The sequence below is a fragment of the Ruegeria arenilitoris genome, from assembly GCF_013030985.1.
GTDB lineage: Bacteria > Pseudomonadota > Alphaproteobacteria > Rhodobacterales > Rhodobacteraceae > Ruegeria > Ruegeria arenilitoris_B.
Map to the genome: position 1 here is coordinate 982,387 of NZ_WPYP01000001.1, position 19,252 is coordinate 1,001,638.

At 60.2% G+C, this 19,252-nt stretch carries 23 protein-coding genes; 7 read left to right on the top strand and 16 right to left on the bottom strand.

Annotated features, from left to right (window positions below; all coding sequences use genetic code 11):
- Positions 1-26 precede the first annotated feature (26 nt).
- Positions 27-1,241: a bifunctional alpha/beta hydrolase/OsmC family protein gene (locus tag GOX88_RS04875; RefSeq protein WP_170399897.1), complete on the top strand. Its 1,215-nt coding sequence runs from the start codon at positions 27-29 to the stop codon at positions 1,239-1,241.
- Positions 1,242-1,251: 10 nt separating this feature from the next.
- Here GOX88_RS04875 and GOX88_RS04880 read toward each other — a convergent pair whose 3' ends face one another.
- The 5 genes from GOX88_RS04880 to GOX88_RS04900 all read right to left on the bottom strand — a co-directional run bounded on the left by GOX88_RS04880 (position 1,252) and on the right by GOX88_RS04900 (position 3,716).
- On the bottom strand, positions 1,252-1,590 hold the full coding sequence (locus tag GOX88_RS04880) for a hypothetical protein (RefSeq protein WP_170399898.1): 339 nt from the start codon (positions 1,588-1,590) through the stop codon (positions 1,252-1,254).
- A 12-nt stretch (positions 1,591-1,602) separates the two neighbouring features.
- On the bottom strand, positions 1,603-2,163 hold the full coding sequence (locus GOX88_RS04885; RefSeq protein ID WP_254443274.1) for a hypothetical protein: 561 nt from the start codon (positions 2,161-2,163) through the stop codon (positions 1,603-1,605).
- 137 nt (positions 2,164-2,300) lie between these two features.
- Positions 2,301-2,888, bottom strand: a complete 588-nt coding sequence (locus tag GOX88_RS04890) for a biotin transporter BioY (protein ID WP_170399900.1) — start codon at positions 2,886-2,888, stop codon at positions 2,301-2,303.
- Positions 2,889-2,964: 76 nt separating this feature from the next.
- Complete coding sequence (locus GOX88_RS04895) at positions 2,965-3,387, bottom strand: DUF6314 family protein (protein ID WP_170399902.1); 423 nt, start codon at positions 3,385-3,387, stop codon at positions 2,965-2,967.
- Positions 3,384-3,716: a hypothetical protein gene (locus GOX88_RS04900; RefSeq protein ID WP_170399904.1), complete on the bottom strand. Its 333-nt coding sequence runs from the start codon at positions 3,714-3,716 to the stop codon at positions 3,384-3,386. Before GOX88_RS04900 ends, GOX88_RS04895 begins: the two co-directional genes overlap by 4 nt.
- An 88-nt stretch (positions 3,717-3,804) precedes the next feature.
- Between GOX88_RS04900 and purB the strand changes: the two genes are divergently transcribed.
- The 4 genes from purB (at position 3,805) to GOX88_RS04920 (ending at position 8,208) form a co-directional block, all read left to right on the top strand.
- Entirely contained in the window at positions 3,805-5,109 is a 1,305-nt protein-coding gene (gene purB / locus GOX88_RS04905; RefSeq protein WP_170399906.1) for an adenylosuccinate lyase, read from the top strand.
- A 380-nt stretch (positions 5,110-5,489) separates the two neighbouring features.
- Positions 5,490-6,035 (top strand): tetratricopeptide repeat protein, encoded by a 546-nt coding sequence (locus GOX88_RS04910; RefSeq protein WP_170399908.1) that lies wholly within the window; start codon positions 5,490-5,492, stop codon positions 6,033-6,035.
- A gap of 68 nt (positions 6,036-6,103) precedes the next feature.
- Positions 6,104-7,192: a flagellar motor switch protein FliG gene (locus GOX88_RS04915; protein WP_170399909.1), complete on the top strand. Its 1,089-nt coding sequence runs from the start codon at positions 6,104-6,106 to the stop codon at positions 7,190-7,192.
- A 92-nt stretch (positions 7,193-7,284) separates the two neighbouring features.
- Positions 7,285-8,208 carry a lysophospholipid acyltransferase family protein gene (locus GOX88_RS04920; RefSeq protein ID WP_170399911.1) on the top strand — a complete coding sequence of 308 codons (924 nt, stop codon included), beginning with the start codon at positions 7,285-7,287 and terminating at the stop codon, positions 8,206-8,208.
- On the opposite strand, the gene GOX88_RS04925 is transcribed toward GOX88_RS04920, so the two are convergent.
- Positions 8,209-8,904, bottom strand: coding sequence for a DUF1223 domain-containing protein (locus tag GOX88_RS04925; RefSeq protein ID WP_170399913.1), 696 nt, complete (start codon positions 8,902-8,904; stop codon positions 8,209-8,211).
- 237 nt (positions 8,905-9,141) lie between these two features.
- Here GOX88_RS04925 and acnA point away from each other — a divergent pair, with 237 nt between their 5' ends.
- Both acnA and GOX88_RS04935 read left to right on the top strand, forming a co-directional pair.
- Positions 9,142-11,832 carry an aconitate hydratase AcnA gene (acnA, locus tag GOX88_RS04930; protein ID WP_170399915.1) on the top strand — a complete coding sequence of 897 codons (2,691 nt, stop codon included), beginning with the start codon at positions 9,142-9,144 and terminating at the stop codon, positions 11,830-11,832.
- Between the two features lie 118 nt (positions 11,833-11,950).
- A complete protein-coding gene (locus GOX88_RS04935) occupies positions 11,951-12,286 on the top strand; it encodes a TM2 domain-containing protein (RefSeq protein WP_170399917.1) in 336 nt (111 codons plus the stop codon).
- 18 nt (positions 12,287-12,304) lie between these two features.
- Here the strand turns inward: GOX88_RS04935 and GOX88_RS04940 are convergent, their stop codons facing one another.
- The 10 genes from GOX88_RS04940 to yajC form a co-directional block, all read right to left on the bottom strand.
- Positions 12,305-12,844 (bottom strand): DsbE family thiol:disulfide interchange protein, encoded by a 540-nt coding sequence (locus tag GOX88_RS04940; protein WP_170399919.1) that lies wholly within the window; start codon positions 12,842-12,844, stop codon positions 12,305-12,307.
- A complete protein-coding gene (gene ccmD / locus GOX88_RS04945) occupies positions 12,837-12,995 on the bottom strand; it encodes a heme exporter protein CcmD (RefSeq protein ID WP_170399921.1) in 159 nt (52 codons plus the stop codon). The genes GOX88_RS04940 and ccmD overlap by 8 nt, the downstream gene beginning before the upstream one ends.
- Positions 12,992-13,765, bottom strand: a complete 774-nt coding sequence (locus GOX88_RS04950) for a heme ABC transporter permease (RefSeq protein WP_170399923.1) — start codon at positions 13,763-13,765, stop codon at positions 12,992-12,994. The genes ccmD and GOX88_RS04950 overlap by 4 nt, the downstream gene beginning before the upstream one ends.
- A 61-nt stretch (positions 13,766-13,826) precedes the next feature.
- Positions 13,827-14,483, bottom strand: a complete 657-nt coding sequence (gene ccmB, locus GOX88_RS04955) for a heme exporter protein CcmB (RefSeq protein WP_170399925.1) — start codon at positions 14,481-14,483, stop codon at positions 13,827-13,829.
- Positions 14,480-15,094 (bottom strand): heme ABC exporter ATP-binding protein CcmA, encoded by a 615-nt coding sequence (gene ccmA, locus GOX88_RS04960; RefSeq protein WP_170399927.1) that lies wholly within the window; start codon positions 15,092-15,094, stop codon positions 14,480-14,482. Before ccmA ends, ccmB begins: the two co-directional genes overlap by 4 nt.
- Before the next feature lie 66 nt (positions 15,095-15,160).
- Positions 15,161-15,514, bottom strand: a complete 354-nt coding sequence (locus tag GOX88_RS04965; protein WP_170399929.1) for an Mth938-like domain-containing protein — start codon at positions 15,512-15,514, stop codon at positions 15,161-15,163.
- Positions 15,515-15,523: 9 nt separating this feature from the next.
- Positions 15,524-16,282, bottom strand: a complete 759-nt coding sequence (locus GOX88_RS04970) for a sulfite exporter TauE/SafE family protein (protein ID WP_174826016.1) — start codon at positions 16,280-16,282, stop codon at positions 15,524-15,526.
- Entirely contained in the window at positions 16,263-17,231 is a 969-nt protein-coding gene (gene secF / locus GOX88_RS04975; protein WP_170399931.1) for a protein translocase subunit SecF, read from the bottom strand. Before secF ends, GOX88_RS04970 begins: the two co-directional genes overlap by 20 nt.
- Position 17,232: 1 nt before the next feature.
- Entirely contained in the window at positions 17,233-18,894 is a 1,662-nt protein-coding gene (secD, locus tag GOX88_RS04980; protein ID WP_170399933.1) for a protein translocase subunit SecD, read from the bottom strand.
- A 33-nt stretch (positions 18,895-18,927) separates the two neighbouring features.
- Entirely contained in the window at positions 18,928-19,215 is a 288-nt protein-coding gene (yajC, locus tag GOX88_RS04985; RefSeq protein WP_170399935.1) for a preprotein translocase subunit YajC, read from the bottom strand.
- Positions 19,216-19,252: the final 37 nt, after the last annotated feature.

Consider the following 19,252-nt stretch of genomic DNA (forward strand, 5'->3'; position numbering starts at 1 on the left):
TTCATCCCGACACGTAAGGAATTGCCATGCCCACCGAACGCATTACCTTTGCCGGTCACGACGGCAACCAGTTGGCTGCACGCCTTGATCTGCCGGAAGGGCCGGTTCTGGCGACCGCGTTGTTTGCGCATTGTTTTACCTGTTCCAAAGACATTCCCGCCGCCCGCCGCATCGCCGCCCGTCTGGCCGCGATGGGCATCGCCGTATTGCGCTTTGATTTCACCGGGCTGGGTCATTCGGGTGGAGAGTTTGCCAACACCACATTCACCTCGAATGTCGAGGACCTGATTGCCGCCGCGCATTACCTGGCGGGCCGCAACATGGCCCCTGACCTGCTGATCGGCCATTCCCTTGGCGGCGCCGCCGTCCTGCGGGCCCGGGCCGGTATCCCCAGCGTCAAGGCCATAGTGACGCTGGGTGCCCCCGCCGATCCCGGCCATGTCGCCCACCATTTCGAAGGTGCCCTGCCCCAGATCGAACAGGACGGATCGGCCGAAGTCACGCTGGGGGGCCGCCCCTTCCGCATCAGCAAGGCCTTTGTCGATGACATCTCAGAAACCGCACTGACCCCGGCGATTGCCGATCTGAAAGCGGCGCTGCTGATCCTGCACGCACCGCGCGACGAAACCGTCAGCATCGACAATGCCAGCACCATCTTTCTGGCCGCCAAACACCCCAAGAGCTTTGTCACGCTCGACGATGCCGATCACCTGATCACCCGCGCATCGGACGCTGAATATGCAGCCGACGTGATCGCGGCATGGGTGACGCGCTATATTCCCCTCAGACCGCCCGCACCGCCCCCCGGCGCGCCCGAAGGCGTGGTGCGCGTGACCGAGGTTGATCCCTCGGGTTTTCTACAGGACATCCAGTCCGGCCCCCGGCATCACGCGGTGGCGGATGAGCCTGCCTCGTATGGCGGCACCGACAGAGGCATGTCGCCTTACGGGTTCGTTTCCTCGGGTCTGGGGGCCTGCACGTCGATGACGATCCGCATGTATGCGCGGCGCAAGCGGTGGCCTCTGACGGGCATCACTGTCGATGTCTGCCACAACAAGGTACACGGGCAGGATGCCGGACTGGCCGGAGACGGCAAGATCGACCAGTTCCGCCGCAAAATCCGTCTGGAAGGCCCGCTGGATCAGGAACAGCGCGAGCGGCTGCTGGAAATCGCTGACAAGTGCCCCGTTCACCGAACGCTGGAAGGGTCAGCCCAGATCACAACAGAACTGCTGAGCTGACCCCGTCAGACTATCGGCGCGGCGACGGGCGATGGATGGGTGGTCGGGCCACGGGCGGACGCGCAACCGGTGGGCGGGCCACAGGGGGTGTCGGTCGGGCCGGAGGTTTGGCGATCGGCGGTGTTGGACGAACCGGAGGCCTACCCGCCGGCGGGTTGGGCCGTACCGGTCGGTCGATATCAACATCCACGTTTACGTCGTGGTAATAATCATTCCACAGCATCGAGTCATAGAACGGGTCATACCCATATCCGACCCCGACCGTGACACCATCGCAGGCGGACAGAGAGAAACTCGCAGCCCCAAAGCCCAGGGCAAGAAACAGACGTTTGATAGGTTTGGTGGTCATCAGCGCCTCTCCTTACTGCAAGGCCCGGAACGACGCGAAAACGTCATTCAGAACGTCGACATAGGCTGGATCAGCACCGTCACGCAGGATCGCCACAACAACGGCCACACGATCCTTTGGCAGGTCGATAACGGTGGCGGTGAAATTAATGCCGCGCCCGTCGCGGGTGCCGGTTCCGCGGATCACGCGTGCAGGTAATCCGCCGATCCGGGTGTCAGTTGTGCTGGTAACCCTCGGGTCCTTGACCAGAAACTTGTCGATATCCTCGAGATACCGCAAACCACCCTCAATCGAGGCGACCCCCGCCGGAGAGACAAACCCCATCCAGACATTGTCATCGGTCACGGGCCGCACGCCCATGACACGCGCAACCGCGCGTGGGTCACCCAGTTCGGTGTCCTCAATCTCGCGCGGGCCGCCGGTACGCACGGCCCAGAAGTCGGGCGCAGCAAAGCTGAACAACGCGCGCCCTGCATCGGTATACGTGATCGGAGTATCCGCCGTGGCGGGTGCCACAGCCCCCATCCATAACGCGGCACAAACGGCCAAAGCCGTGCTAGAAAAAATACGCATATCTCAATAACCTGATGATTTCCTTGCCATCAGATTGAACGAGACCCAGCTGTTTTGTCCAGCGTCTGTTTGTAAGACCCACAAAAAACCCGCGCCCGGATTGCTTGGGACGCGGGTGTGTTTTCGTGTAGCTGAAATCAGGTACGGGCGTCGCCGACCAGTTTCCACAGGCCCGGGATCAGCAGCGCGGCCAGCGTCAGTTTGATTGCATCGCCCACCAAGAACGGCGTCAGGCCCCATTCCAGGATCGGCTTGTCCCAACCGTAAAGCTGGCCCAGCCATAGCAGGCCGGGGACATAAATCAGGACGTTCGCCAGAACCAACGCCAGCGCCAGTTTACCAACCGAGCGATCCCAGCCGCGCGCAGCCAAAGCGCCCAGCAGAACGGTGGCCAGCAGGTACCCGACCAAATAACCGCCGGTGCCGCCCATCATATAGGTCAGCCCGAATTTCTCGGCCGAAGAGCCCGCAAACACGTCAAAGCCCAACGCACCGACCACCAAATAGCCCAGCATGGTGATCAGACCCAGGCGCGCACCGTAAGCAGTGCCGATGGTCAGCACGGCAAAGGTGCCCATGGTGATCGGAACCGGCCACATCGGAACCTTGACCTTCGCGGCAATCGCCAGAGCCAAAATTCCCAGAGCCACCAGAACAACCTGTTTCACGCGCAGCGCTGTGCCCTCGCGCGGGCCGATTGCTTCGGCCAGAACACTTGTATTCATTTTCGTTTCTCCACATCCGGATGGAAATTCGGGCCCATGAAAGCCTATTTCACATCGATACTTCAAGATGATTGCGCTATCGAGGGCGGAACTCGGTCTTCATCTCATAGGTTTTTCGCGGCCCCGAGACGGTCCAGCTTACGGACCAAATCGGCCAACCCGAGAAATCATAGACCGCATCATAGCTGTCTGGCGGACAATCATGATGATCCCTAGACTGCGCTTGCCCCAGCTTCAATGCATGAAAGTACCGCTCGTCATCGAAAAGGACCGCAATTCGATCCCCGGACTCCTGCCACAGATATCGCCGCGTGCCTTTCATCTCGGCCTGCCCCGGTATCCGCAAGGTCACGTCCTCATCATAGATCAGGCCCTGATCGACCGGGCGCAGTACCGCCTGCCCCTCGGCCTGCACGACCTGCCCGGCCCGCGTGTCGTGAATGGTACGGTTCAGGCTCCACTTGCCCTCGAAATCGGACAGGCTGCGCGGCAAAGTCATTCCGCGAAGGTTCCGTCAGTGGTCCCGCCCGCGTCATCCACAAACCGGATCACATCACCGCTTTGCTGTACGTCGTAACAGGCCCACAGATCCGAGGGGGGCCAGAGCGAGCAGTACCGATCCTCACGCACAGCCCAACGCCCCGAACTGGGACTTCCCGAATAATACTGGGTCAGCATCGTTTCATCGAAGGTCTGCCAAACACTCTCTCCGTAATCGAGCTTTTGGCCGGTGAGGGCCGCCAATATCTCGTCTCCGGTCAGCGTTCGGAACTCTTCTGCGGCCAAAAAACCGGGCCAAAGGGCCAAAATCAGGGCAAACCGTCTCATACCTGCACTCGTGCCTTGTTCCCTCGGGGTTGCGGGTTTAAACCGCGCGCGAACGCCTTATCCCAACCACAAAAAGGTCTCGCCGCCAATGATTCCACGTTATTCCCGCCCCGATATGGTTGCCATCTGGTCGCCCGAGACCAAATTCCGCATCTGGTATGAGATCGAAGCCCATGCCTGTGACGCCATGGCCAAACTGGGCGTAATCCCGCGTGAGAATGCCGAAGCCGTGTGGAAAGCCAAGGACGTGGAATTCGACGTGGCCCGCATCGATGAGATCGAGGCTGTAACCAAGCACGACGTCATCGCCTTCCTGACTCATCTGGCTGAACATGTCGGCAGCGAAGAGGCGCGCTTCGTTCATCAGGGCATGACATCTTCGGACGTGCTGGACACCTGTTTGAACGTGCAATTGACCCGCGCCGCCGACCTGCTGATCGCCGACCTCGAAGGTCTGCTGGCCGCCCTCAAGCGCCGCGCGATCGAACACAAGAACACGATCCGCATCGGCCGCAGCCACGGCATCCACGCCGAGCCGACCACCATGGGCCTGACCTTTGCCCGTTTCTATGCCGAGATGGACCGCAACCTCTCCCGTATGCGTGACGCCCGCGCGGAGATTGCCACCGGCGCGATCAGTGGCGCGGTTGGCACCTTCGCCAATATCGACCCGCGCGTCGAAGAACATGTCTGCGACCAGCTGGGTCTGGTGCCCGAGCCGATCAGCACGCAGGTTATCCCGCGCGACCGTCACGCAGCCTTCTTTGCAACGCTGGGCGTGATCGCCAGCAGCATCGAAAACATCGCCGTCGAAATCCGCCACATGCAGCGGACCGAGGTGCTGGAGGGGGCCGAGTTCTTCTCGATGGGTCAAAAAGGCTCGTCGGCCATGCCGCACAAGAAAAACCCGGTGCTGACCGAGAACCTGACCGGTCTGGCGCGTATGGTGCGCGCGGCTGTGATCCCGGCGATGGAAAACGTGGCGCTGTGGCACGAGCGTGATATCTCGCACTCCTCGGTCGAACGCATGATCGGCCCGGACGCCACCATTACGCTGGATTTCGCGCTGGCCCGGCTGACCGGCGTGATCGACAAGATGCTGATCTTCCCCGAGAACATGATCGAGAACATGAACAAGTTCCCCGGCCTTGTAATGAGCCAGCGTGTTCTTCTGGCCCTGACCCAAGCCGGGGTTAGCCGTGAAGATGCCTATGCCATGGTTCAGCGCAACGCGTTGAAAGTCTGGGAACACCGCACCGATTTCAAAGAGGAACTGCTGGCAGACGCCGACGTCACCGCCGCGCTGAGCCCGGAAGAGATCGAGGAGAAATTCGACCTCGGCTATCACACCAAGCACGTCGATACGATCTTCGCCCGCGTGTTCGGCGAATAAACCCAGACCGATCAAACGGTTCAAGAGGGCCCGGGTCGCACAACGCGATCCGGGCCCTGTTCTTTTGCCAAGATGCGTAAAATCGGCTAAGGTACGCCCGTATTTCCGAACGGGAGAAACAGCATGATCCGCACTCTTATCTGCGCATTGGCCCTAGCGTGTTCCGCATCCGTCGCTCTGGCCTGCAGCGGGCATCCCAAACAAACCCAGTCCTGCGCACCGGGCACATATTGGGACGCAGAAAGCCAAACCTGCGCAAAAAACACCAGCAGCTGAAAAAGTTCTTTCCTACCTGTGAATAAAAGCGAGCAGCCGATTGTTAGCTTTTTATCAGATCGCGCTATGCTTGATCAGAGCAGCCCAAAGAACGGAGTAGGAAAATGCGCCTCGTATTAGTTTCAGCTATTGCCCTTCAGGCCTTTGCCTTCGCTCCGGCCCTATATGCGGCCGGCGGTGGCGGTGCCACCACCCCACCAAAACCTACCAATACGACCAAGAAATGCCTGTTCGGCCGTGTGTACGACAAGGACGCGGGGCGTTGCGTCAAGCCGAACAAGACCAACTTTACCCAGGATGAACTCTACGACGCCGTGCGCGAACTGGCCTATGACGGCCAGTTCGAGAATGCGCAGAACATCCTGCGCATCATGGATCAGGACGATGATCGCGTGCTGACCTATTGGGGCTTTACCTACCGCAAGATGGGCGAGCTTGAGCTGGCGAATGTCTTCTACACCAACGCCATCGAGGCCAACCCTGACAACATCCTTGCCCGCAGCTATATGGGTCAGGGATTTGTGACCGAAGGCAAAACCGACCAGGCCATCGAACAGTGGCGCGAGATCAAGGCGCGTGGCGGTGAAGGCACCTGGGCCGAAGCATCCCTGCGCGAGGCGATCCGCACAGGGCTGACTTATAACTATTAAGCTTCAGTCTTTCTTTACCCGACTCTCCGTACTCTGCCTGTGGAACGCAACTTTGGCACCGCAGGCAGATGCAGGATACGAACACTTTGGTACAGATGGCACCGGGGGCGGCTCCGGTGGCCGATCAGAAGGACGACGCACCCCGCGTCGTTCCCCGCGCCCTCAGCAACCGGCAGAAGGCCGCCATTGTTGTCCGGCTTTTGCTGAACGAAGGCGCCGATATACCGCTGGAAGAGCTTCCCGATGATCTGCAGGAGAAACTGACCCATCAACTGGGTCAGATGGGTCTTGTCGACCGCTTCACGCTGGATGCCGTGGCGCAGGAATTTGCCGAGGCGCTGGACAGCGTTGGCCTGTCCTTCCCGCATGGTCTGGCGGGGGCACTGGATGCGGTGGATGGCAAGATCGGTTCGGCCACGGCGGCGCGGCTGCGCAAGGTGGCCGGAGTGCGCCAGATCGGTGATCCGTGGCAGCGCCTGCGTGAAATCCCGACTGAGGATCTCGCCGCGATGGCGCAGGCCGAAAGCACTGAGATTGCCGCCGTGATGCTGTCCAAGCTGGAGACTGCGAAGGCGGCGCAGTTGCTGGGCCACCTGCCCGGCCCGGTGGCACGGCGGATCACCTATGCAATCTCGAAAACCGCCAATGTCACCCCCGAAGCCGTCGAACGGATCGGCTGGTCGCTGGCGGCGCAACTGGATCAGCGCCCGTCTCAGGCGTTTGCCGATGGTCCCGGCGCGCGGGTTGGTGCGATCCTGAACCAGTCAGCGGCATCCACCCGTGACGGGTTGCTGACCGCGCTGGACGAAGAGGATTCGGATTTCGCCAGCGTTGTGCGCCGCTCGATTTTTACCTTCGCGCATGTACCGGCGCGGATTTTGCCCCGCGACGTTCCTGCGATTCTGCGTGGCGTGGAACAGGCCGATCTGGTCACAGCACTGGCGGGTGCAGTGGCGGAGGATGACAGAACTGCGGCGGAATTCATGCTGTCCAACATGTCCACGCGCATGGCGGACAACCTGCGCGAAGAGATATTGGAACGCGGCAAGGTCAAGCAATCCGAGGCCGAAGAGGCGATGACGCAGATCGTCGGTGCCATCCGTACCTTGGTTGATGATGGAACGATCACACTCATCGAGGAGGAAAGTGAGGACTAGGCGAACGGTCCAAGCCATCGGAACGCTTGTGGTCAGAGACCACGCCTTGTATGTCTGGCGCGGCAATTCGCAACAGCCGGTGAGACCAGATTATGCCAGCCGAAAAGTCGGAACTAAGCCGCGGGGCGCTACGGAAATACTATGTCACCGGCCTGTTTCTAAAGGGTGTTATCGGCGCGATGCGCCTACTACCTTATGAGCGTCGCATCGCTATGATGGGGGCAATCGTGCGCAGCCTCGCCCCCGTTGTTGGCATTACCAAGCGCGTGCGCCGAAATTTGGAACTGACTTGCCCGGAGTTACCTGAAGCTGAGATGCAGCGCATCTGCCGTGCCGTGCCCGACAATGCGGGTCGTGCGATCATGGAGCATTTCTCGCCCGAAGGTTTCACCAAACGCCAGAGTACAGCCAAGATTTCCGGCCCCGGCATCGCGGCCTTTGACGCAGCCGTCGCCGAGGGGCGCCCGGTGATGATGATCACTGCACATTTCGGCCACTACCTAGCTGCCCGGATTGCCCTTCAAGCCCGCAGCGGAAAACCCATCGGGTGCCTGTATCGCCGTATGGCGAACCCGTATTTCAACGATGCCTATGTCGAAGCGTTCTATAGAACCGGCGCGCCCATGTTCGAACAGGGTCGTCGCGGTATGGTCGAGATGGTGCGCTCACTCAAAAAGGGCGGCATCATCGCCATCGTCTCGGACCTTCACGCCCATGGCGGGGAAGAGCTGACATTCTTCGGCAAACCGGCCGTCACGTCGATTTTGAACGCCGAACTGGCTATCAAATTCAAGGCCGAGCTGATCCCCTGCTACGCCATTCGTCAGCCCAACGGCATCGATTTTGAAATCGTGCTGCACGATCCGGTTCCGCATACCGACCCCAAGACCATGACCCAGTTCACCAATGACGATCTTGAGGTCGTGGTCCGGCAGCATATGGGTCAGTGGTTTTGGATTCACCGACGCTGGAAGGCTTGGAATGGGCTTGGCGTGCAGCCCGAGGACATGCCCTGATCACTTGACCCGGGCAGCGGCAACGATCGGGCCGTGCCCGACCCTCTGAACCAGAACAACGGCTGGCAAGTCCGAATTCAATACAGCCGAAAACCGTTGCGGCGCGACCCCGTCCCACTGCCCGGCCACCTGCCAGGATTCCACAACGTTGGCGTAATCCAACTCGTGCCCCGCCAGCTCGCCTCGGCGGATCGAGGCATGGCGCATCGGTGAATACTGAACCACCCTGACGTCGAAGGTTTCACCTTCGGGCAGTTCGACAGGGGTGACATCGACCGTCACCTCATTGCCCGACCGTTTGGCCACGACTTCTGCCTCGGGCGCAGCTGTCAGATGCGCGTTGATCAGGCGCTCCAATTCGCGCGATTGCGCACCGACCACGTCATGCTGACCGTTTATCACCATCTGTGGCGTGTAGATCATCGTCCGCCCGCCCTGGCGCGCGTAAGCACGCTGGCGCAAGGTGTGATCGGGATCGGCATATTCGTCCTCCCACCCGATATAGTCCCAATAGTCCACGTGGAGGGCCAGACCGATCACATCATCGCGTTTGGCCAGATCATGCATCAGCCGGTCGGCCGGGGGACAGGACGAACAGCCCTGCGACGTAAACAGCTCGACCACCACCGGATCGTTTCCAGCCGCTGCAGGCGCGGCGACAGCAAGCACAGTGGCAATGATGGCGGATCTGAGCATATTTGACCTCGGGCTGATAACTTTTCTGTTTGCGACCGATAAGATACCTGAGTGGTTTAAACCCTTTGGACCTCACCCTCCAATCAAGGTTTCTTGAAATCAGCCTACCCCAACGATGCGTGTCGCGGCGGAACCAGACCGACTTTGCACGTCTTGGTCCTTGAACCCCGGCGAAACGTGATAAAGATTGCTATCAGCGAACCCCGTTACCCAAGTCATTTGAGAGGGAGCCAACTCATGCCAATTAAAGTCGGACAGGACACCGCCAAGACGCGCCGCAGCCTGAACGTGAATGGCAAATCCATTTCCTATTATTCGATCCCCGCCGCGCAAGAGGCCGGTCTGGGCGATTTCTCGAAACTGCCCGCCGCTCTGAAAGTGGTGTTGGAGAATATGCTGCGGTTCGAGGATGACGGCTTTTCCGTCTCGGTCGATGATATCAAGGCGTTTGGCGAATGGGGTGCCAATGGCGGCAAGAACCCGCGTGAGATTGCCTATCGCCCTGCCCGCGTGCTGATGCAGGACTTTACCGGTGTGCCCGCCGTGGTCGATCTGGCTGCGATGCGGGACGGGATCAAGGGGCTGGGTGGTGACGCGCAAAAGATTAACCCGCTGAACCCAGTGGATCTGGTCATCGATCACTCGGTCATGATCGACGAATTCGGCAATCCGCGCGCATTCCAGATGAACGTGGACCGGGAATATGAGCGCAACATGGAGCGCTACCAGTTCCTGAAATGGGGACAGTCAGCTTTCAACAACTTCCGCGTTGTCCCCCCCGGCACCGGCATCTGCCATCAGGTGAACCTGGAGTACCTCGCCCAGACTGTCTGGACCGACACCGACCAGAACGGGGATGAGGTCGCCTATCCCGACACGCTGGTCGGCACCGACAGCCACACCACCATGGTCAACGGCATGGCCGTTCTGGGCTGGGGCGTCGGCGGGATCGAGGCCGAGGCCGCAATGCTGGGTCAGCCGATCTCGATGCTGATCCCCGAGGTTGTGGGCTTTGAGCTGACCGGCGCGATGGTCGAAGGCACCACCGGCACCGACCTTGTGCTGAAGGTGGTCGAGATGCTGCGTGAAAAGGGCGTGGTTGGGAAATTCGTCGAATTCTATGGCGAAGGTCTGGACCGCCTGCCGCTGGCCGACCGCGCGACCATCGCCAATATGGCGCCGGAATACGGCGCGACCTGTGGTTTCTTCCCAATCGACGGCGAAACCTTGCGCTACATGCGCAATACCGGGCGCGACGAGGACCGTCTGGCGCTGGTCGAGGCCTACGCCAAGGAGAACGGTTTCTGGCGTGATGAAAACTACGCGCCGATCTACACCGACACCCTGACGCTGGACATGGGCACCATCGTCCCCGCGATCTCGGGCCCGAAACGCCCTCAGGATTATGTTGCGCTGACTGATGCCAAGGCCGCTTTCCTGAACGAGATGGAGAAGACCTTCAAACGCCCGATGGGTAAAGAAGTTCTGGTCAAAGGTGAGAACTACGCGATGGAGTCGGGCAAGGTCGTGATCGCCTCAATCACTTCCTGCACCAACACCTCGAACCCCTACGTGATGATCGGTGCCGGTCTGGTGGCGAAAAAGGCGCATGAGCTGGGCCTGAACCGCCAGCCCTGGGTCAAGACCTCGCTGGCGCCCGGATCGCAGGTTGTGTCGGAATATCTTGAGGCTGCCGGTCTGCAACAGCATCTGGATGCCATCGGCTTCAACCTTGTGGGCTATGGATGCACCACCTGTATCGGAAACTCTGGCCCGCTTCAGAAGGAAATCAGCGAAGCGATTGCCGAAGGCGATCTGGTCGCCACCTCGGTCCTGTCCGGCAACCGCAATTTCGAGGGTCGGATTTCTCCGGATGTGCGCGCCAATTACCTGGCCTCGCCGCCGCTGGTGGTCGTCTACGCGCTGGCGGGCACCATGGATATCGACCTGACAACAGAGCCGATTGGGCAGGACAAGGATGGCAATGACGTCTTCATGAAAGACATTTGGCCGACCCAAGGCGAAATCTCCGATCTGGTGCAGCAGACCGTTACCCGCGACGCCTTTCAGTCGAAATATGCTGACGTATTCAAGGGTGACGAGAAATGGCAAGCGGTCGAGACCACCGATGCAGAAACCTATGACTGGCCACCCAACTCGACCTATATCCAGAACCCGCCCTATTTCCAGGGCATGGGGCCGCAGCCGGGCACGATCTCGAATATCGAAGGCGCCAAGGTTCTGGCCATTCTGGGCGACATGGTCACCACCGACCACATCTCGCCCGCCGGGTCTTTCGCAACCACCACGCCTGCGGGCAAGTATCTGATGGACCATCAGGTGCAGCCGCGCGAGTTCAACTCGTACGGCTCGCGCCGCGGCAACCACGAGGTCATGATGCGCGGCACCTTCGCCAATATCCGCATCAAGAACGAGATGCTGGACGGCGTCGAGGGCGGCTATACCAAGGGGCCGGATGGCGAGCAGACCTCGATATACGAGGCGTCGATGGCCTATCAGGCACAAGGCACGCCGCTGGTGGTGTTTGGCGGCGAGCAATATGGCGCGGGCTCGTCCCGTGACTGGGCCGCCAAAGGCACCGCGCTGCTGGGCGTCAAAGCCGTGATCGCCGAGAGCTTTGAGCGTATCCACCGCTCGAATCTGGTGGGTATGGGCGTCATCCCGTTCGAATTCACCGGCGACGATAACCGCAAGACGCTGGGGCTGACGGGCGATGAGACCGTCTCGATCCACGGGCTGGACTCGATCGAACCGCTGCAAGAGGTGCCTTGTACCATCACCTATGCTGACGGTGCCGAAAGAACCATCCTCCTCAAGTGCCGCATCGATACCGCGCCCGAGATCGAATACATCGAGAACGGCGGCGTGCTGCAATACGTGCTAAGAAACTTGGCAAAAGCGGGCTAAAGAAAAACAGCCACTTTTGAGCTGCGGCAAACCCTGTCAATAGCGGGGTTTGCTACTTTACTGCATTCACCCTAAAGGCGATACCTGTCGCATAAAACAATTATATAGGGTATGTGAAATGGCACTTTCGACAGAGCAGCAAATGTTGGTTGAACAACGCCTTAGCAATGAAAAGAAATCGACAGCCGTCGCCTATTTGCTTTGGTTCTTTCTCGGTGGATTTGGGGCTCACCGCTTTTATCTCGGGCGCGTGGGCACTGCGGTTACGATGCTGATTCTGTTCATCGCAGGCTGGGCAACGGTTGCATTCATAGTGGGTTTGGCTCTGCTGATTCCGTTGGGAATCTGGATGCTGGTCGATGCGTTCCTGATCCCGGGAATGATCAGCGAAGATGCCAACAACAAACGCACGGCAATTGCCAACGAAATCGCCGTGGTGTCCGGCGGCAACTAGTCGAGCTGAGCGGCGGGATCAGTTGCCCGCCGCTTTCTCAAGCGCGGGCCGGATGGTGCTTTCGATGACGCGTTGGGTGATTGGCCCGGCAAACCGCAGGATGATCGTGCCCTCGCCATCGATCACATAGGTTTCAGGCACACCATACAGACCCCAGTCCAGCGCCATGCGTCCCTGTTCGTCCCGCCCGATGGCCTTGTAGGGGTCGCCCAGATCGGTCAGGAACGCTTCGGCGTTGTCCAGCTTGTCTTTATAGTTGATGCCATAGACCGGGATGCCCTCCTCGGACAGCGTCTCGAGGTTCGGGTGTTCGGCACGGCACGGCGCGCACCAGCTGGCCCAATAGTTGACCAACTTAACCTCGCCGTCGCGCAGGGTCGCATCGTCGAACAACGTCTTGCCCGGGAACTCGGTCAGAACGACCGGCGGCGCGGCTTGACCCTGCCGGGCCGACGGCAGCGTGTCGTCCGAGCCATCTTGCAATTGCACCAATGCGGCGACGGCAAAAAGGCCGAAAATCACCGGAGGCGCAATCATCAGGGGCGAAATCTTAGCCATTGCGCGTCATCCTTTGCTCGACTTTTTCCATCTCGGCCCGGACTTTGCGCCCGCGTGCAACGCTGAACACAATCAGCAGCGCCAGCAGCCCGATCGAGGCCGCATAGGACCACAGGACAGTATCGGCATATTTTCCAAGATCAGGGATCATCCGTTTACCCTTTCCCGCGCCAACAGCGCCTTGATCCGCCGCGCCCGGATTTCCGTGCCGGTGCGATACAGGACCAGTGCGATGAACAGCAACACGAACCCGATGATGCACAGCAGCAGCGGGTAGAAATAAATGTTGCTGACCTTCTCTTCGGTGTCCGCCCCGGTCACGGCTGCCGCGCGCATCACTGACGCGCCCTGATGCAGACCCTGGTTCCAGAAATTCACCGCATAGCGGCTGAGGATCGCAAAGACCGAGCCCACAAGGCAAAGGACCGAGGTCAGATCCGCCGCCGTATCAGGATCTTCGATGGCTTCCCACAGAGCGACATAGCCCAGATAGAACAGGAACAGGATCAGGAATGACGTCAGGCGCGGGTCCCAGGCCCACCATGTGCCCCACATCGGCTGACCCCAGATTGCCCCGGTCGCCAGTGCGATCAGCGTCATGACAATGCCAATGGGGGCCGCCGCACGGGCGGCCAGCGCGCTGACATGGTGACGCCGCACCAGCCAGACCAGCGAAGTTGCCAGCATCATCAGCCAGCAATTGATCGCCATCAGCGCCGCAGGGACATGCAGGTAGATGATCTTGACGGTAGACCCCTGCTTGTAGTCATCCGGCGTGAAGAAGAACCCCCAGACCAGTCCGACCACGATGCACGCAAGCGAGGCCACCCAGAAAAACGGCATCACCCGTTCACTGGTGGCAAGGAACTTGCGCGGGTTGGCGTATTCCCAGAGGGCGTTGGCTTTGGCTGCGATAGACATGGGCCTTATCTAGTCCGAGTCGGGTGCGTTCTCAATTGACATTGGTCAAAGTTTGAACGCGTCACCGAAGGTTGATGCGCAGAACGGCTGCGCTGGCAAAGGGTAACAGCGCAATCGTGGCCGCCGTGATCCCCGCCAGCATCAGCAGCGGCGTTTGTGTTTCCATCCCCGTAGCGCCACGACGCGCAACTTCGGCGCCGAAGATCAGGGTCGGCACGTAAAGCGGCAGGACCAGCAGCGACAGCAGCAAGCCACCGCGCTTCAAACCCACCGTCAGGGCCGCTCCGAAAGTGCCGATGACGCTCATGGCCGGGGTGCCGATCAGCAGCGAAATCACCAGCCAGAAGAACCCCGGCACCGGCAGGTTCAGCAACACCCCCAAAAATGGCGCGGCCAAAACCAGCGGCAGACCGGTGGTCAGCCAGTGCGCCAGTGCCTTTATCGAGACCACCGATTCCAGCGGCAGCGGCGCGGTGGCCAGCAGGTCCAGCGACCCGTCTTCCCAATCCAGCGCCAGCAGACGGTCCAGCGACAGCAAACAGGCCAATAGCGCACCCAGCCACAGGATACCGGGTGCAATGGTCGACAGCAGCGACGATTGCGGACCCACGGAAAACGGCACCAGCACGGTGACGATCAGAAAGAACGCCAGACCAAGGCCAAAACCTCCGCCTGCGCGGAAGGCCAGTTTCAGGTCACGCAGCAACAGGGCGATCACAGGAAGCCTCCGTCGAAATCGTCGATGGGTTTGGGTTTCGCCTTGTTGGGGCCCACGTCCAGAACCTCGCCATCCAGGCCGAGGTCGATATGGGTTGCGATCAGGGCCGAGCCGCCCTGCCCCAGATGCGCCCGCACGGCGTCAGCGAACATCTGCACGGCGTTTTTGTCCAGCGACACGGTGGGTTCATCCAGCATCCAGATCGGCCGCCCGGTGACCAGCATCCGCGCCAGACCCAAACGCCGTTTCTGCCCTGCGGACAGGTTGCCTGCGTGACGATCCGACAGCTCATTCAGCGCAAAGGCGTCTAAAGCAGGCTGGATGCCATTCGTGCCGAAAACCGAGGCCCAGAAGGTCAGGTTTTCCACGACAGTCAAAGTCGGCTTCAGCCCGTCGGAGTGCGAGGCATAGGCGATCTGATCCTCGGCCCCGTCAATCTGCCCGTTCAATGGCGGCTGCAACCCCGCCAGCGTGCGCAGCAGCGTCGTCTTGCCGATACCGTTCGGCCCGCGCAGGATCAGCGCCTTGCCGGGGTGCAACGCAAAACTCAGCCCCTCAAGGACAGGAACGCCACCACGGGCGATGGCCAGATCGGTCACAGTCAGTGTCATGGGTTCCGCTTATCTGATTGCTGACAGAGGCAAAAGGCAAGATTTGCCGCAGGCCCTGCGACCGGGTCAGACCGGCAATAACGCCAGCGCAACGCGACGGCCTTCTGACAACAACACATTGTAAGTGCGGCAGGCAGCTGGGGAGTTCATGATCTCCACCCCCATCCCTGCATCCTCAAGCGCCGTACGCAGATCGGATGGGATATGCGTCAGCGCCTCTCCGGTGCCGATGAACAGAACGTCCACCGCCTCGGACAACGCCAACAGCGGCGCATCATCCGTGTATCCGCCCCAGTCGGCAGTGCCGGTTGGCCCCGACAGAACGGCCCCGTTGTAAACCTGTCCGCCAATGCGGAAAAAGCCGGGGCCGTAGCCGTCAACCGGAACTGCGTTGTTGTAGGTAATCTCATTCAGGCGCATGGGCACCTTCTAGCCCCAAAGCGGCAGCCCCGACAAGGCCGCAACCGCGATCGCCAGATACGCTGCGGCGCGGTAGACTCGTTCGTATTTGGGATGAAAAAGCCAGCCTCCCAACCAATTACCCAGCAAGTTTGGCACAGACAGCACCAATCCCAAGGCCACAGCGGGCCAAGTAACCCGTCCCATGCCGGTCAAATAGCCAAGGATGAGGAAGTCGAAGACAAACAGGAACAGCAGGATCGTCGCGCGGATCACCTCAACAGGTAACGGCCGCGACATGTAGAAAAGGATCACCGCTGGACCGGGCAAGCCAGCCACACCGCCCAGAAACCCGGCGGCACCGCCGATACCCGCGACCATCGCGCGACCGACGCGACCATGATACCGCAGCCCGAGAATCAGAATGGCCAGCATGAAAAGTGCCAGAAAGCTGACCGCGTAACGAAACACTTCGGGCTCAACCCGCGTCAGCACCCATAGCCCAACCGGCAGCAATAGCGCGCATCCGAACGCCAGCCGAACAAGGTCACCCCTGTCCACAGCACGCCAGGCACGGCGCAGGTTCGGCAGCGGCCCGAAGATGTCCATGATGGTCAGGCCAATCAGGGCTCCGAACGGGCCGAGAAAAGGGGTGGAGATCGGGAGGAAGATCAGCGCGGTGCCAAAGCCGGAAAACCCGCGCACAATGCCGCCAAGAAAGGCGGCAAAAATGATAACGGCCAGCCCCGTTGGGGACTGGCCGAATATCTCAGGCGTCGATGTTGGCAAACTGATTGCCCGCCGTATTGGACGGTTTGGACCAGTCGCGCTTGACCCCCAGCCACAGCAGGATGGTCGAGGCCACGAAGACCGACGAATAGGTCCCCACGATCACACCCCAAATCATCGCGAAGACAAAGCCGCGGATCACGTCGCCGCCCAGCACATAAAGCGAGATCAGCGCCAGCAGCGTGGTAACCGAGGTCATCACCGTCCGGCTGAGCGTTTCGTTGATCGAGATGTTCAGAACTTCTTTGAGGTCCTTCTTCTTGTACTTCCGCAGGTTCTCACGCACCCGGTCGAACACGACCACGGTGTCATTCAGCGAATAACCCACGATGGTCAGAAGTGCCGCAATGATGGCCAGATCAAACCGGATTTGCAGTTCCGAGAAGATACCGATGGTCAGGATCACGTCATGCACCAGTGCGGCCACGGCCCCCAGCGCGAACTGCCATTCGAAGCGCAGCCAGATGTAGACCAGTACCGCTCCGATCGCCAGCATCACCGCGATCACGGCGGTCTGGATCAACTCGCCCGAAACTTTGGGACCAACAGATTCGACCGAGACAAATTCGATATCCGGCACGGTAACCTTCAACGCGTCTTCCACCGCGCTGACCGTAGCGGCCGAGACCGCTTCGGCATCGGCCTGCGCCTGAATGCGGATCATGGCGACGTTTTCGTCGTCTCCAAAAGTCGGATCGAAAATCTCGGTGATCGTCACATCGCCCAGCTCCAGCGGCGCGATGGCGTCACGGTAGGCGCCGATGTCGATCTCTTGCGTGGATTGGGTCCGGATCGTGGTCCCGCCGCGGAAGTCGATGCCAAAGTTCAGCCCCTGCAGCATAAAGGACGTGAAGGCCACGACCATCATCAGGGCCGAGATGCCCAGCCAAACCTTCCAGCGGCTGAAGAAATCGAACGAGGTGTTCTGGGGTACGAGTTTCAGTCTCATGTCAAACCTCGATCGTTTTCGGACGGCGGCGTTCGAACCACATCACAACAAACAAGCGCGTGACGAAGATCGCAGTGAAGGCCGAGGTTAGAATACCAAGACCCAGCGTAATCGCGAAACCGCGCACCGGTCCGCTGCCCATGGCAAACAGGATCACGGCGGTGATGAAGGTGGTCACGTTGGCGTCGACGATGGCCGACAGCGCCTTTTCATAGCCCAGCTCGATGGCACGCGCCGGGCCTCGGGCGGATTTCAGTTCCTCGCGGATACGTTCAAAGATCAGCACGTTGGCATCCACCGCCATACCCACCGTCAGAACGATGCCCGCAATACCCGGCAGGGTCAGCGTGGCCCCGATCAGCGACAGCAAGCCGAAAATCAGCCCGACGTTGATGATCAGCGCAATATTGGCGAACACGCCGAACAGACCATAGCTGAGCGCCATGAAGCTAAGTACCGCGACAAAGGCCACGATGGTTGCAGTTTTACCCGCGTCGATGCTGTCCTGACCCAGCTCGGGGCCGATAGTGCGTTCTTCCAGGAACTCCAACCCGGCGGGAAGTGCGCCAGCACGCAGCAGCACAGCCAGATTGGTGCTTTCCTCGACGGTGAAGTTACCGGTGATGATACCGGACCCACCTGCAATATGCGCCTGAATCACCGGGGCCGAGATCACTTCGTCATCCAGTACGATGGCAAAAGGCGCGCCGATGTTGTCGCGGGTGTAGTCGCCGAACTTGCGCGCGCCGGACGTGTTGAACCGGAAGCTGACCGCCGGGCGACCGTTCTGATCGAACGAGGGCTGTGCGTCCACCAGTTCCTCACCGGTCACGACCGGAGCGGATTCGATGATGTAAAACACGCCGTTTTCGTCGATTGACGGAACAACCGTTTCCCCGACGCCTGGAACGGCATCCGGGTCGGTGCCCCTCCCCACAACCGGGTTGAAGGTCAGCTGCGCCGTGGTGCCAATGATCCCCTTCAATTCCCCCGCGCTGCCGATACCCGGCACCTGGATCAGGATACGATCCGCACCCTGGCGCTGAATGGTGGGCTCACGGGTGCCAACCTCATCGATCCGGCGGCGAATGATTTCCAGAGCCTGACGGACGGTACGATCGTCCGAGGCCAGCTTCTCGGCCTCTGACAGTTGCACGACAAGGGTGTCGCCTTCGGCGCGAACCTCGATATCGGTGGCACCGACGCCGGTCAGCGTCTGCACCTGACGGGCCTGACCACGCACAACTTCCAGCGCACGTGACATCCCCTCGGGCTGGCTGATGCGAACACGAATCTCATCGGGGGCCGAATCCTGTTTGCGGATCGTGCCGACGGTTGCGCGCTCGTCCCGCAGGGCGTCGCGCACCTCGGGCCACATCGCTTCCATCCGGGATTCGTAGACATCTTCGACCTTCACTTCGGCCAGCAGATGCGCCCCGCCGCGCAGGTCGAGGCCAAGATTGACCAGCGACGACGGCAACCAGTTCGGCCACTGCGCCGCCTGCGCCTGCATTTCGGGGGTGTCGATGCCAAGCTCGATCGCGGCCTTGGCATCGTTGGATTGCTCGACGCGCGTGTAGAACGCATTCGGCAGGGCCATCAGCAAGCCGGTCACACAGACCAACCAGATCAGAACCCGCTTCCAGGTATCAATTTGCAGCATTACCCTGCCTTTTCAAGGAATTATCGCGCGAAGTTACTTCGCCGGTTCGGTCTTGTTTAGAACCTGAGCGATGGTCGACTTGACCACACGAACCTTGACGTTCTCGGCCAGTTCGACCTCGATCTCGTTCTCGCCTTCCTTGACCTTCGACACCTTGCCGATCAGACCACCCTGAGTGACCACCTGATCGCCCCGGCGCACGGCTTCGACCATGGCCTGGTGTTGTTTCATCTTCTTCTGCTGCGGACGGATCAGCAGGAAATACATGATCGCGAAGATCAGGATCAGCGGGAGAAACTGGGCGATTGCGCCACCTTCCATGGGATATTCCTTTTGTTTTGATGATGCGGAGGGCTCC

Excerpts from the sequence above, each read along its gene's own strand:
- GOX88_RS04875 (WP_170399897.1), top strand. The coding sequence starts at position 27 with ATGCCCACCGAACGCATTACCTTTGCCGGTCACGACGGCAACCAGTTG.
- GOX88_RS04880 (WP_170399898.1), bottom strand. The coding sequence starts at position 1,590 with ATGACCACCAAACCTATCAAACGTCTGTTTCTTGCCCTGGGCTTTGGG.
- GOX88_RS04885 (WP_254443274.1), bottom strand. The coding sequence starts at position 2,163 with ATGCGTATTTTTTCTAGCACGGCTTTGGCCGTTTGTGCCGCGTTATGG.
- GOX88_RS04890 (WP_170399900.1), bottom strand. The coding sequence starts at position 2,888 with ATGAATACAAGTGTTCTGGCCGAAGCAATCGGCCCGCGCGAGGGCACA.
- GOX88_RS04895 (WP_170399902.1), bottom strand. The coding sequence starts at position 3,387 with ATGACTTTGCCGCGCAGCCTGTCCGATTTCGAGGGCAAGTGGAGCCTG.
- GOX88_RS04900 (WP_170399904.1), bottom strand. The coding sequence starts at position 3,716 with ATGAGACGGTTTGCCCTGATTTTGGCCCTTTGGCCCGGTTTTTTGGCC.
- purB (WP_170399906.1), top strand. The coding sequence starts at position 3,805 with ATGATTCCACGTTATTCCCGCCCCGATATGGTTGCCATCTGGTCGCCC.
- GOX88_RS04910 (WP_170399908.1), top strand. The coding sequence starts at position 5,490 with ATGCGCCTCGTATTAGTTTCAGCTATTGCCCTTCAGGCCTTTGCCTTC.
- GOX88_RS04915 (WP_170399909.1), top strand. The coding sequence starts at position 6,104 with ATGCAGGATACGAACACTTTGGTACAGATGGCACCGGGGGCGGCTCCG.
- GOX88_RS04920 (WP_170399911.1), top strand. The coding sequence starts at position 7,285 with ATGCCAGCCGAAAAGTCGGAACTAAGCCGCGGGGCGCTACGGAAATAC.
- GOX88_RS04925 (WP_170399913.1), bottom strand. The coding sequence starts at position 8,904 with ATGCTCAGATCCGCCATCATTGCCACTGTGCTTGCTGTCGCCGCGCCT.
- acnA (WP_170399915.1), top strand. The coding sequence starts at position 9,142 with ATGCCAATTAAAGTCGGACAGGACACCGCCAAGACGCGCCGCAGCCTG.
- GOX88_RS04935 (WP_170399917.1), top strand. The coding sequence starts at position 11,951 with ATGGCACTTTCGACAGAGCAGCAAATGTTGGTTGAACAACGCCTTAGC.
- GOX88_RS04940 (WP_170399919.1), bottom strand. The coding sequence starts at position 12,844 with ATGGCTAAGATTTCGCCCCTGATGATTGCGCCTCCGGTGATTTTCGGC.
- ccmD (WP_170399921.1), bottom strand. The coding sequence starts at position 12,995 with ATGATCCCTGATCTTGGAAAATATGCCGATACTGTCCTGTGGTCCTAT.
- GOX88_RS04950 (WP_170399923.1), bottom strand. The coding sequence starts at position 13,765 with ATGTCTATCGCAGCCAAAGCCAACGCCCTCTGGGAATACGCCAACCCG.
- ccmA (WP_170399927.1), bottom strand. The coding sequence starts at position 15,094 with ATGACACTGACTGTGACCGATCTGGCCATCGCCCGTGGTGGCGTTCCT.
- GOX88_RS04965 (WP_170399929.1), bottom strand. The coding sequence starts at position 15,514 with ATGCGCCTGAATGAGATTACCTACAACAACGCAGTTCCGGTTGACGGC.
- secF (WP_170399931.1), bottom strand. The coding sequence starts at position 17,231 with ATGAGACTGAAACTCGTACCCCAGAACACCTCGTTCGATTTCTTCAGC.
- secD (WP_170399933.1), bottom strand. The coding sequence starts at position 18,894 with ATGCTGCAAATTGATACCTGGAAGCGGGTTCTGATCTGGTTGGTCTGT.
- yajC (WP_170399935.1), bottom strand. The coding sequence starts at position 19,215 with ATGGAAGGTGGCGCAATCGCCCAGTTTCTCCCGCTGATCCTGATCTTC.